Source organism: Andreesenia angusta, assembly GCF_001855385.1.
GTDB lineage: Bacteria > Bacillota > Clostridia > Tissierellales > Gottschalkiaceae > Andreesenia > Andreesenia angusta.
The window spans coordinates 78,631-91,301 of record NZ_MKIE01000005.1; the positions used below are offsets into that span (position 1 = coordinate 78,631).

At 47.3% G+C, this 12,671-nt stretch carries 9 protein-coding genes; all 9 read right to left on the bottom strand.

The features are described from left to right. Positions 1 to 13 precede the first annotated feature (13 nt). Positions 14 to 739: a phosphatase gene (locus EUAN_RS07365; RefSeq protein ID WP_071063274.1), complete on the bottom strand. Its 726-nt coding sequence runs from the start codon at positions 737 to 739 to the stop codon at positions 14 to 16. Continuing rightward, positions 736 to 1,689, bottom strand: coding sequence for an HPr(Ser) kinase/phosphatase (hprK, locus tag EUAN_RS07370; protein ID WP_071063279.1), 954 nt, complete (start codon positions 1,687 to 1,689; stop codon positions 736 to 738). The genes EUAN_RS07365 and hprK overlap by 4 nt, the downstream gene beginning before the upstream one ends. Before the next feature lie 6 nt (positions 1,690 to 1,695). Further along, a complete protein-coding gene (uvrC, locus tag EUAN_RS07375; protein WP_071063427.1) occupies positions 1,696 to 3,561 on the bottom strand; it encodes an excinuclease ABC subunit UvrC in 1,866 nt (621 codons plus the stop codon). Between the two features lie 20 nt (positions 3,562 to 3,581). Continuing rightward, on the bottom strand, positions 3,582 to 3,968 hold the full coding sequence (locus EUAN_RS07380; protein ID WP_071063281.1) for a hypothetical protein: 387 nt from the start codon (positions 3,966 to 3,968) through the stop codon (positions 3,582 to 3,584). A 15-nt stretch (positions 3,969 to 3,983) separates the two neighbouring features. After that, positions 3,984 to 6,806, bottom strand: a complete 2,823-nt coding sequence (gene uvrA / locus EUAN_RS07385) for an excinuclease ABC subunit UvrA (protein ID WP_071063283.1) — start codon at positions 6,804 to 6,806, stop codon at positions 3,984 to 3,986. A gap of 5 nt (positions 6,807 to 6,811) precedes the next feature. Then, positions 6,812 to 8,800 carry an excinuclease ABC subunit UvrB gene (gene uvrB / locus EUAN_RS07390; protein ID WP_071063285.1) on the bottom strand — a complete coding sequence of 663 codons (1,989 nt, stop codon included), beginning with the start codon at positions 8,798 to 8,800 and terminating at the stop codon, positions 6,812 to 6,814. Between the two features lie 97 nt (positions 8,801 to 8,897). Then, positions 8,898 to 10,121, bottom strand: coding sequence for a S41 family peptidase (locus EUAN_RS07395; protein WP_071063287.1), 1,224 nt, complete (start codon positions 10,119 to 10,121; stop codon positions 8,898 to 8,900). A 96-nt stretch (positions 10,122 to 10,217) separates the two neighbouring features. Further along, the gene (locus EUAN_RS07400; protein WP_071063288.1) at positions 10,218 to 11,450 is read right to left on the bottom strand and encodes a murein hydrolase activator EnvC family protein; all 1,233 of its coding nucleotides are present in this window, start codon (positions 11,448 to 11,450) and stop codon (positions 10,218 to 10,220) included. A 22-nt stretch (positions 11,451 to 11,472) separates the two neighbouring features. After that, positions 11,473 to 12,618: a 3D domain-containing protein gene (locus EUAN_RS07405; protein WP_071063290.1), complete on the bottom strand. Its 1,146-nt coding sequence runs from the start codon at positions 12,616 to 12,618 to the stop codon at positions 11,473 to 11,475. Positions 12,619 to 12,671 lie beyond the last annotated feature (53 nt).

Genomic DNA, 12,671 nt, shown 5'->3' on the forward strand with positions numbered 1-12,671 from the left:
CTATATTACCACTCTATTTAAACCTATGCTTGCCTTTGCTCTTGAAGTAATCTATCATCTTGTCTTCAGAAGTGCTTAAAAACGAATCTTCGCCTATTGACACGTACTTGAACACTTCCTCTATCTTATCTGTACGCCCGATGTCAAAAGCTATATGAGCATCGCTCCCCACTACCATAGGCACCCCGTACTCCTCGCACATCCTGGCTATCTCCATGCAGTTGCCCATGCTTCCAGCTCTGCTTGAGAGAAAAGAACTATTGTTTATTTCTATAAGTGTGTTCGTCTCCTTGGCCTTCTTGACTACAACTTCCTTGTCTATTGGAAAATTCGGGTTCCCCAAATGTCCTATTATGTCCACATACGGATTTTCCATGGCTTTCATAACGGCATTAGTGTTTTCCTTGTAATTTCCTGGTCTTATGCAGACGTCATGCATCGAAGCTATGACAACGTCAAGATTCTCAAGCACTGAATCCTCTATATCCAGATTCCCCTCGAAGTCCAGTATATTGGCTTCAACTCCCTTTAGTATCTTAACTCCACATATCTCGTCTGGAATTACCTTCTGGTTTATTATATGGTATATATTTGGGCTCCCTGGCATAGACGGTCCATGGTCTGTTATTGCCACCATCTTAAGCCCCTTTTCACTTGCCACTTTCGCTATCTCCATAACAGTGCTGTATGCGTGTCCGCTTGAGACTGTATGGCAATGCGTATCTACTACAAATTTCATTCTATCCACCTCACTTGTTTTAGCGATTCCTTTCTCTTTTGAAGCTCCTCTTTCAGCTTTTTGTCAAGCTCTGCAGCCGCATTGTATCCGAACTGCTTCTGCCTTGTATTTCTGGCGGCCACCTCGACTATCATGGCCAGATTCCTTCCAGGCTGAACAGGAACGGTGACTCTAGGTACATTTATACCCAGTATGTCTTTCGTATTCTCATCCATTCCAACTCTGTCATACTCTTTGTGCTCATCCCAGTGCTCAAGCTCCACCACAAGGTCCAGTATCTCCCAGGTCTTTACAGCCCCAACGCCGTAGAGCCTCTTTATGTCGAGTATACCTATTCCTCTTATCTCCATGAAATGCCTTATGATAGCAGGCGATGTGCCCCTGAGCATGTCGTCTATTCGCTTTATCTCTACGGCGTCATCTGCTACAAGCCTGTGTCCTCTCTTTATCAGTTCCAGCGCCGTCTCGCTCTTTCCGACTCCACTCTTGCCCATTATAAGCACTCCCATGCCGAAAACCTCGAGGAGCACTCCGTGCATGGTGGTCTTTGGAGCCAGCACGTCCTCTAAATAGACTATGAGCTTGCTTATAAACTTGGTGGTCGGAAGCTTTGTCTTCAGCAGTAGCACGCCGTGCTTCTCGGCCAAACTCTTTATGTCCGGGAAAGCGTATATATTGTTGGCTATTATAAAGGCGGGGATTGGGTACTTGAAGAGCGTCTCTATCCTCTCCGACCTCAGGTCTTCAGGGAGCGAGAGCAAATACTCCTTCTCCTGCTCACCTAGAACCTGTATCCTGCTCTGTACGAAGTGCTTGTAAAACCCTGTCATTTGAAGGCCTGGACGGTTTATCTCTATCCCAGATATGTTTATCTTTTCCAACCCCTCTGGCCTGTATATTATCTCTAGCCCTACATTTTTTATAAGGTCGTGCAAGTTGAGAGAATACAAATATCATCACCCCTGTCTCTTTCTAAAGTATTCATATAGTTCACTGGCGACTTTTAAGTTCATGCCCTCCACTTTCGAAAGGCTCTCTATATCAGCGCTTTTTATATTGGCTATGCTTCCGAAGTGAGCCAGCAGGTTCTTCTTTCTCACGGCCCCTATGCCGGGTGCGGTGTCCAGCACAGACTTTATCATCTGCTTGTTCATAAGCTCCCTGTGGTACCCTATGGCAAATCTGTGGGCTTCATCCTGTATTCTGCTTATAAGCTTGAACGCAGGGGAGTTCTTGGCAAACTCTATCTCCTCGTTCTCGTATATAAGCCCTCTCGTCCTGTGAGCGTCGTCTTTCACCATTCCGCAGACAGGTATTTCAAACCCAAGCTTTTTCAAGACCTTCTTGGCAGTGTTGACCTGGCCCTTTCCCCCGTCCATCATTATGAGGTCGGGAAATACAGAGAAGTTCTCTATAGCTATCTCTCTCTTCTTGGACTCTTCCAGTTCCTCAATGCCTCGCCTGAACCTTCTCTCCAGCACTTCTTCAAGCGAGCTGTAGTCATCAGGCCCTTTGACGTACTTTATCTTGAACTTCCTGTAGTCTTTTTTGCTCGACTTCCCGTTTTGAAACACCACCATAGATCCGACCGAGTTTACGCCCTGTGTGTTCGAAATATCGTAGGCCTCTATTCTGAGAGGGATTTTCTCAAGACCCAAGCAAGATTTCAGCTCGTCCAAGGCAAGAGTAGAGTCGTCTTTCGAAGCCCTTATCTTGGTGGAGTTTTTCTTAAGCGACTCGAAGGCATTCTTCTTCACCATCTCCATAAGATCTGCTCTTTCCCCTCGCTTCGGGACTGTCACATGGCTTTTCTTGCCCTTGAGCCCTGAAAGCCAACCCTCCAACAGCTCTAAGTCTAAAAACTCCTCTTCCACCAATATCTCCTTTGGAATATGAGATGCCGTCAAATAGAACTGCTTTATAAAAGAGGACAGCAATTCGCCTTTGGAAAGACCCTCTGTATTGTCCAGCATATAGTCTTCCCTTCCAACTATTTTACCACTTCTGATGTAGAAAATCTGCACGCAGGCTTCATCCAGTCCTCTGGCTATACCTATTACATCCTGGTCCAAGCTGTCGTCTCTCACTATCTTCTGCTTTTCAACTATGGCTCGGAGCGATTCCAGCCTGTCTCTGTACTTTACAGCCTCTTCAAATTCAAGCTTTTCGGCTGCTTCCATCATCTTGGACTCTATCTCTGAGACTAGCTTGCTGCCCTTGCCCTCTAAAAACATGATGACCTCTCTCACCATTTCACCATACTCAATTTCATCTATCTCTTTAAAGCACGGCCCGGGACATTTCCCTATATGGTAGTTGAGGCACGGCCTCTTCAGCCTTGGACCCCTGTCTAAGTTCAAACTGCAGGTTCGGAGTTTGTAGCACTCGCCGATTATATCTATTACGTCGTTTACGGCAGTAGCATTTGTATACGGTCCGAAATACCTCCCGCCCCTCTTTTTCTTGGAGCGCGTCTTTATGACCCTTGGATATCTTTCGTCTGTAGTCACCACTATATACGGATACTGCTTGTCGTCTCTCAGAAGTATATTGTACTTGGGCTTATGCTTTTTTATCAGATTTGCCTCAAGTATAAGCGCCTCCATCTCTGTGTCTGTGATTATATACTCGAAGTGGTCTATATTCGAGACCATGACTTTAGTCTTCTGGCTGTGGCTCTTCCCTGACTGAAAGTACTGGCTCACCCTGTTTTTAAGGGACACGGCCTTTCCCACGTATATTATCTCCTCTAGCTCGTTCTTCATAATATAGACTCCAGGAAGCTTGGGGAGGCTCTTTAGCTCTTCTCTTATATCAAACAAGTCTCTCACCACTGTTCTCTCTATTTCTCAAGTTTTGCGTTCACCCATTCCGAGAGCTCAGCTATCTGGCACTCGTCTAGCTCGCCTATGTTTTCCAGAAACACATGCGTATAAGACTTTTCATCTAGCCTTCTGGCTATAGTCTCTAAGCTCATGTCGTAGAAAGTCGTGACACTTCCATTTTTCCTAAACCTGTCTAGCGACTCTGCGTCTCTTATCTCCAGGAAGCTTATGCCCAAAGTCTCCACGTTCTCCCTTATCTTGTATGGCTCTTGCTGGTTCACAAATGTGTACATATGGTTTTTCCAATTGTCCACAGAGCTGTAGACCTCGACATTCACCCTGTTCAAATCTGAAACCTCGATATTTATTCTCACCATCTCGTCTAACTTCTGTTTTAAGTCCATCTCTATCCCACCTCTCTATTTTTTAAGGCTTTTAGCTAAAAACTGACCTGTGTACGACTCTGGCACTCTGCATATCTCCTCCGGTGTTCCGGTGGCCACTATGCAGCCTCCCTTGTCCCCGCCTTCCGGACCTAGGTCCACCACGTAGTCCGCCACCTTTATGACGTCTAGATTGTGCTCTATGACCACAACTGTGTTTCCGCTCTCCACCAGCTTGTCCAGCACAGTTATAAGCTTGTGCACGTCTGCCGAGTGAAGCCCTGTTGTAGGCTCGTCCAGTATATAGATGGTCTTGCCTGTACTTCGCTTGCTGAGCTCTGTTGCAAGCTTGACCCTCTGGGCCTCTCCTCCCGAAAGCTGTGTCGAAGGCTGGCCTAGCTTTATATAGCCAAGGCCTACATCGTTCATCACCTTCAACTTTCTGGATATCCCCTGTATATTCTCGAAGAACTCCACGCCTTCCTCCACGGTCATATCCAGTATCTCGGAGATGTTTTTCCCCTTGTACTTGACTTGAAGAGTCTCCCTGTTGTATCTCTTACCCTTGCACACCTCGCACGGAACGTATACATCCGGCAGAAAGTGCATCTCTATCTTTATTATACCGTCTCCTTTGCAGGCCTCGCATCTTCCGCCCTTTACGTTGAAGCTAAATCTGCCCTTGCTGTAGCCTCTAGTCTTGGCCTCCTGAGTCATGGCGAACACGTCCCTTATCTGGTCGAATATCCCCGTGTAGGTCGCAGGGTTTGACCTAGGAGTCCTGCCTATAGGCGACTGGTCTATCTCTATTATCTTGTCTATATGCTCAGCACCCTCTATAGAGCTGTGCCTGCCCGGCTTTTCCTTTCCCTTGTGGAGCTTCTGGTGCAGCCCCTTGTATAGTATCTCGTTTACAAGTGTACTCTTGCCCGATCCAGAGACTCCTGTCACTGCCGTAAGCACCCCTGTAGGGAATGCTACATCTATATTTTTGAGGTTGTTCTCCGAGGCATTTTTTATGACTATGGAGTTTTCTCCTGGAACTCTTCTGCTCTCTGGAACTTCTATGCGCTTTCTGCCGCTAAGGTAGTCCCCCGTTATGGACTTCTCATTGGCTATTATCTCCTCCACAGTTCCGGTGGCCACTATCTCTCCGCCGTGGACTCCTGCCCCAGGCCCTATGTCCACTATATAGTCTGCCTCATACATAGTGTCCTCGTCATGCTCCACGACTATAAGCGTGTTACCTATATCTGTCAGATTCCTGAGCGCCTTCAGCAACTTTGAATTGTCTCTCTGGTGAAGCCCTATGCTAGGCTCGTCCAGTACATAAAGCACACCTAGGAGACTGGACCCTATCTGGGTTGCAAGCCTTATCCTCTGCGACTCCCCTCCTGAAAGCGTTCCGGCCTCCCTGGACAGTGTCAGGTACTCAAGCCCCACTTCAAGCAGGAAATTAAGCCTAGAGTTTATCTCTTTCAGGATCTGTCTGGCTATATGAATCTGCTTCTCTGAAAGCTCCAGATTCTCTACAAAGTCTAGCTCCTCTCTTATAGGCATCTGGGTCAGCTCGTATATGTTCTTTCCACCTAGCTTCACAGCAAGGCTTTCAGGTCTCAGCCTTGCCCCTTTGCAGTCGGGACATATCTTGTTGCTCATAAAGCTCTTTATCTTGTCTCTCATGTAGTCGGAGTTTGTCTCTGCAAATCGCCTTTCAAGGTTCGGAATAACCCCTTCAAAGCTACCCTCGTATGTCTTCCATCCTCCAAACCTGCTGTCAAAGTCGAACTTTATGTGGTTCCCGCCTGTGCCGTAGAGTATTTCCTCTACAAGCTCCGCCGGGGCGTATTTTATCTTTTCATCCAAGCTGAAGCCGTATTTTTCGCATATAGACTTGAAGCTCCTGAAGTAGTATCCCTCTTCCGAAGTTGTGGCGAAAGGCGCTATGGCCCCCTCTCTTATGGAAAGCTCAGTATTGGGTATCACAAGCTCCGGGTCCACGTTCAGATGGCTGCCTAGCCCGTTACAGGTAGAACACATGCCGAATGGGACGTTGAAGGAGAACATCCTTGGGGATATCTCGTCTATGGCTATTCCGCAGTCGGGACATGCGAACTTCTGGCTCATCATTATCTCGTCTCCGTCTATGACGTCCACTATGAGCAGTCCGTTCCCGAGCTTCATAACCGTCTCTATGGAGTCTGTAAGCCTCTTCTCCACTCCAGGCTTTACGACTACTCTGTCCACTACTACCTCTATATTGTGCTTCTTGTTCTTGTCTATACTTATCTCTTCCCCAAGCTCCTGTATCTCTCCGTTGACTCTAACTCTGACGTAGCCTTCGCTCTTTACACTCTCCAAGAGCTTCTTGTGCTCCCCCTTTTTACCCCTGACTACGGGAGCCAAGAGCTGTAGCTTGGTCTTCTCCGGAAGCTCCATTATGGCGTCCACCATCTGGTCTATGCTCTGGGAAACTATCTCCTTCCCGCAGCTAGGGCAGTGTGGAGTCCCGACCCTTGCGAACAGCAGCCTCAAGTAGTCATATATCTCTGTCACTGTTCCCACTGTGGACCTCGGGTTCCTGCTGGTTGTCTTCTGGTCTATGGAGATTGCTGGAGAAAGCCCCTCTATATACTCTACGTCCGGCTTCTCCATCTGTCCAAGAAACTGCCTTGCATACGAAGACAGACTTTCCACATACCTCCTCTGCCCCTCTGCGTATATGGTGTCGAAGGCAAGGGACGACTTCCCTGATCCGCTGAGGCCGGTGAACACCACAAGTTTGTCTCTGGGAATCTCCAGATCTACATTCTTGAGATTATGCTCTTTAGCCCCTCTAACTACTATCTTGTCTTTCAATTTTCTCACCTCTTTTTCTTTCCGCTTATCTTCTTGAGTTTCTCTATCTCGTCTCTGAGCTCGGCCGCTTTTTCAAACTCCAGTATGCCGGCCCAGTACTTCATCTCTCGCTCTAATCCTGCTATTTTCTCTCCTACCTCGGCTCGCTCTATTTCACTCATATCCACTGCCTTGTAGTCTGCTCCATCTTCAGCCACCGCTGTAGCCTCTATTACATCCCTTATGCCCTTCACTATGGTCTTAGGGACTATGCCGTGCTCTGTGTTGTAGCTCTCCTGTATCTGCCTTCTTCTGTTTGTCTCGTTTATGGCCTTCTCCATGGACTTTGTCACTGCATCCGCATACATTATGACATACCCGTTTGAGTTTCTAGCCGCCCTGCCTATGGTCTGCACTAGAGATGTCTCGGACCTTAGAAAGCCTTCCTTGTCTGCGTCCAGTATGGCTACAAGGGACACCTCCGGTATGTCCAGTCCTTCCCTCAGAAGGTTTATGCCTACAAGCACGTCGAACACGCCTTGCCTCAGCTCCTTCAGTATCTGCATCCTCTCTATAGTCTTTATATCAGAGTGGAGGTACTTCACTTTTATCCCGGCTTCCTTGAAATAGTCTGTAAGGTCCTCCGACATCTTCTTGGTCAGAGTCGTGACAAGCACCCTCTCGTTCTGCTCAGTCCTCGCCATTATCTCGCCCATAAGGTCGTCTATCTGGTTTCTGGTGGGCCTTACGTCTATGATTGGGTCTAAGAGCCCTGTCGGCCTTATTATCTGCTCTACTGTGTTCTCCGAATGCTCCAACTCGTAAGGCCCAGGCGTTGCGCTTACGTAGAGTATCTGGTTTATGTGGTCCTCGAACTCCTCGAACTTAAGCGGCCTGTTGTCAAGCGCCGACGGAAGCCTGAATCCGTAGTCTACAAGGCTCTGCTTTCTAGACTGGTCTCCGGCGTACATGCCCCGAATCTGAGGTATAGTCACATGCGACTCGTCCACAATCATAAGGTAGTCGTCAGGGAAGTAGTCAAGCAGTGTGAACGGCTTGCTCCCCGGTTCCCTTCCGGCTATATGCCTGGAGTAGTTCTCTATGCCCTGGCAGAAACCCATCTCTGTAAGCATCTCTATGTCGTACATCGTCCTCTGCTTAAGCCTCTGGGCCTCCAAGAGCTTGCCTTCTCCTTCCAGCTCTTTCAGCCTCTCCTCCAGCTCCTGCTCTATGGTCTCTACAGCCGCCTTCACCTTCTCCTCAGAAGTTGCAAAGTGCGAGGCCGGGAATATGGACACATGGGATCTCTCACCTATGAGATTTCCCGTGAGCGCATCTATCTCTGTAACCCTGTCTATCTCGTCTCCAAAGAACTCTACCCTTATGGCGTTCTCGTTCGATGAAGCCGGGAATATATCCACTATGTCTCCCCTAACCCTGAAAGAGCCCCTGGTGAAGTTTATGTCGTTTCGCTCGTACTGTATGTCCACCAGCTTTCTGAGCACTTCATCTCTGTCTTTCTCCATGCCCGGCCTAAGCGAAAGCACCAGGTTTTCATAGTCTATCGGGTCTCCCAGTCCGTATATGCAGGAGACGCTCGCCACTATTATCACGTCGTCCCTCTCGAAGAGCGATGCAGTCGCCGAGTGCCTTAGCTTGTCTATCTCGTCGTTTATGGACGCATCTTTCTCTATATACGTGTCTGTATGAGCCACATATGCTTCCGGCTGGTAGTAGTCGTAGTAGCTTACGAAGTACTCCACTGCATTTTCAGGAAAGAACTCCTTGAACTCACCTGCCAGCTGTCCTGCCAACGTCTTGTTGTGCGCTATTATTATAGTCGGTTTCTGATTTTTCTCTATTATATTCGCCATTGTAAAGGTCTTCCCAGAGCCTGTCACTCCCAGAAGCACCTGATGTTTCTTGTTTTCCTCCAGCCCCTTTGCTATTTTCTCTATAGCTTGTGGCTGGTCTCCAGTTGGAGAATAATCTGAATGTATCTTGAACTTGCCCAAACAAATCACCTCTCTTTATACCATTATATATTATCTCTGCTGTAAAAGTCATCAAAGCTGATCAGAATATTCAGAGTAGCAAAAAACAGCAAGAACACTATCTTGCTGTTTTCAAAATCTCAACTGCCTTCTGAAGCTGCACATCCTCATCTATGGCGTCTATGCCTATCGACTCCACAGTCTCAGGAAGCTCTACCACTACATCAGGAGTGATGCCTTTCTTGTTTATCTGTCTACCCTTTGGAGAAAAGTACTCTGAAATAGTCAGCTTGAATCCGCTTCCGTCTGGCAGGTCGTTTACAACCTGTATAACACCTTTGCCGTAGGTCTGGGTTCCCACGATTGTCCCTGCCTTCATGTCCTGAATTGCCGCTGTGAGTATTTCGGAAGCTGAGGCGCTGGACTTGTCAACTATTACAGCAAGCGGAAGTCCCAGCTTATCTGGTCCGGACTTTATATACTCTCGCTTTCCTTGCTTGTCCTCTGTGTAGACCACAGTGCCCTCTCCCAAGATTTCATCTGCTATGTCTGCACATACGCTTACAGAGCCTCCGCCGTTCCCTCTCAGGTCCAGCACAAGCGAGTCTATGCCCTTGCCTTTCAATTCATCTAGATGGCTCTTGAAGTCTTCGTAGCTTGTCTCGTCGAATGAGGAAAGCCTTATATACCCTATGCTGTCCTCTATGGTGCCGCTCTTTACACTGTCCACCTCTATCTTGTCCCTGACTATCTCTTTCTCTAGCGTCTCCTGCTTTCCGTCGGAGTTTTCCCTAATTATGGTCAGCTTTACTTTTGTGCCTTTCTCGCCTTTTATATTGCTCACAGCCACGTCAAGCTGGCTTCCGCTGTATTCTACTCCGTCCACTTTGATTATCTTGTCGCCAGGCTTAAGGCCTGCCTTGTAGCCTGGGGTGCCCTCCATAGGCGAGACTATTTCAATCATATCGTCTTCGTTTTGGCTGACCACTATTCCGACTCCTACAAAACTTCCCGAGTTGGCCTCTGTGAACTGCTTGAATTCATCGGCGTCCATGTAGACAGAGTAAGGGTCGTCCAGAGCGCTGAACATGCCCTTTATGGCTCCGTCTACTATCTGGTCGCTGCTGTACTCTCCCAGATAGTTCTGGTCTATATAGTCTTCCATCACGTCTAGCTTCCCGTACTTGTCGTATATGTCCACTAGCTCTGAGTATTCGTCTCTTGAAACCAGAACTGTGTTTCCAAACGGGATATTTATAAGCTTGCCTGCAAAGACTCCAGCCACGCCTGTAGTCATGGCTGCGATAACCGAAATTAAAACCATCTTTTTTCTAGATATCATACTGCACCTCTTCGTGTCCTTATTTTTTATTATTATATCAGTTTATCGAAACCATGTCAGCTTTACAAAACAAAAACACTGGCCGAAGCCAGTGATCTAAAAGTTTATATAGTTTCTTGGATTTACTTTTGCTCCGTTTACCACCACTTCGAAGTGAAGGTGGGGCCCAGTGCTGTCTCCCGTGTTTCCAGAGTAGGCTATGACCTGGCCTTTCGACACTCTCTGCCCCTCTGAGACAAGTCTTCTGGAGTTGTGGGCGTATATAGTTACAATTCCGCCGCCGTGATTTATAAAAACTACCTCTCCGTAAGAAGAAGAGTAGTATGATCTGGCCACAACACCGTCTGTCGAAGCCAGTATAGGAGTGCCTGTAGGTACACCTATATCTATCCCCTTGTGTACAGTTCCCCATCTAGGTCCAAACTCTGAAGTGACAGGTCCTGACGCAGCCGGCCTTATCATACCCGAGCTTGAAGATGGTTGCGACGGTGCAACCTCTATATCTGGGCTGCCTGAATTTGAGCTTCCTGTACCTGTAGACACAGAAGAGCCTGCGGATGGCGGCTGTGGCTTTGAAGCCGATTCAGCAGCTTTCCTGGCTTCTTCTGCCTGTCTACTTTCTTCAGACTTTATACTATCTAGTATCTGTGCCGACTCTGCTTCAAGTCTGGCTATGCTGCTTCTGAATGCCACTTCATCGTTCTTAAGCGTCTCCATGTAGGCAATCTTGGAGTTCGAGATACTCTCTAGCTCCGCCCTCTTTGTCTCGGCCAGCCTAGTGGCCTCCTTGGCTTCTGACTCCTTTACCTTCAGCTCCTCGCCTTTAACCGATATTATCTCTTTCTGATTTTTAACTTCAGCTATTATCTCTGCGTCATATCCCACTATGTCTTTTATCATGCTGATTCTGTTGAACAAGTCCACTAAATCTGTAGATCCAAGCACAACTTCTAAGTACCCTGCAGAGCTGTTTTTATACATCACGCTGACTCTTGAGTTGAACATCTCCTGCTTTTCCTCTAGCTTTGTCTCTGCGGCTTCTAGCTCTTTTTTAACCGCTACAACTTCCGCCTCTATCTTCGCAAGCTCTGATTTAGCTTTTTCCAGCTCGTCTGAAGCCGCCCTCATCTGGGAGTCGATTTCTTCTATCTCTTTTACCAGTTTGTCGACTTCTCCCTCTTTCTTGTTCAGCTTCTCCTCAAGCTCCTTCTTCTCCTCTGAAGCTTGGTTCAGTTTCTGCTTGCTAGCATCTATGTCCACACCGTAAGCTGTCACACTCGATCCTGCCATCGACAGCATAAGCAGCGATAAAATCAGTTTTCTCTTCAAACAAAACACCTCTTTCAATTTTCTATTTCAAGATATAGAGCTTCATATCCCTTACTCCGAATTTTATGGCATCTGCATTGTTCATAAAAAGTATGTCTATCCTGTTGCCCTTTATGGCTCCACCTGTGTCCTCCGCTATGCAGTATCCGTATGGTGTGCCGTCCATATGCTCTATATACACTTTTGTTCCAAGCGGTATGACCTTTGGATCTACAGCGATAACGCCAGGCCTTAGTGCCGTTCCCATGGCCGTAATGCCTCCGTAGCCCCCGTTTTGCTCAGGAGATGGATCATAAGCTGTAGCCTTGACTACCATGGCTTCGCCTTTTTCGGTATTGCTGTAGTCTATCTCAGGTGCAGCCCCTGTATACTGGTTTCCTGAGCCCCCAGAGCTTGAGCTCACCTGACCTCCAGCCTGACTTTTGCCTGCATCCTCTGAAGGCTTTGCATTCTTTTTCTCTGTCTCAAGCCTTATCTCCTGCATTGTCCTCTCCGACTCCGAGTCAAGCGTCTCTATCTGAGCCCTGTACTCAGCTTCATTCCTTTTAAGGCTGCTCACTACAGCCTCCTTGGATTTAGCTAAATTAGAGGCTTCAAGCTTTCTCTGCTCTAGCTTTCTAGCTGCCATCTTGCTTTCTTGCTCTCTTTTCTCTAGCTGCTCTCTTTTCTCTATTATATCATCTTTTTGGGCTTTTACATCCTCTATAATGTCTTTGTCGTGAGAAACTATGTTCTTCACCATGTTGAGCCTGTCGAATAAGTCCACCATGTCCTTTGAGTCAAATACAACTTCTATATAGCTAGCAGATCTATTTTTGTACATAGAGCTGAGCCTGGACCCTAGGAGCTCTTGCTTTTGATTCAGCTTGTCTTCTGCATTCTTTAGCTCGCTCTTCGAGCTTGCTATATCTTGATTTAGCTTCACGAGCTTTTCCTCGTACTCCCTGAGCTCTCTGCTTGTAGACTCGAAGTCTTCTTCTATAGCTTTCAGCTCTTTTTCCATCCTATCGGCTATGGCACTATTCTGCTCTAGACGCTTTTGAACTTCAAGCTTTTGAGAGTTTATCTCTTCGTACCTGTCTTTCATCTCGCTTAGCTCTTCCCCATATGTAGTTGCTGGCATGCACAACATAGCAGTCAATGCTGCCAAAACAAACTTCTTGTTCAAATCGAACACTCCCCCATTTATAAAGAGAGAAAGCCGGACATCCAACTTTCTCT

Bases quoted from the DNA above. Each gene is read 5' to 3' on its own strand.
- EUAN_RS07365 (WP_071063274.1), bottom strand. From the start codon at position 739: ATGAAATTTGTAGTAGATACGCATTGCCATACAGTCTCAAGCGGACAC.
- EUAN_RS07380 (WP_071063281.1), bottom strand. From the start codon at position 3,968: ATGGACTTAAAACAGAAGTTAGACGAGATGGTGAGAATAAATATCGAG.
- EUAN_RS07395 (WP_071063287.1), bottom strand. From the start codon at position 10,121: ATGATATCTAGAAAAAAGATGGTTTTAATTTCGGTTATCGCAGCCATG.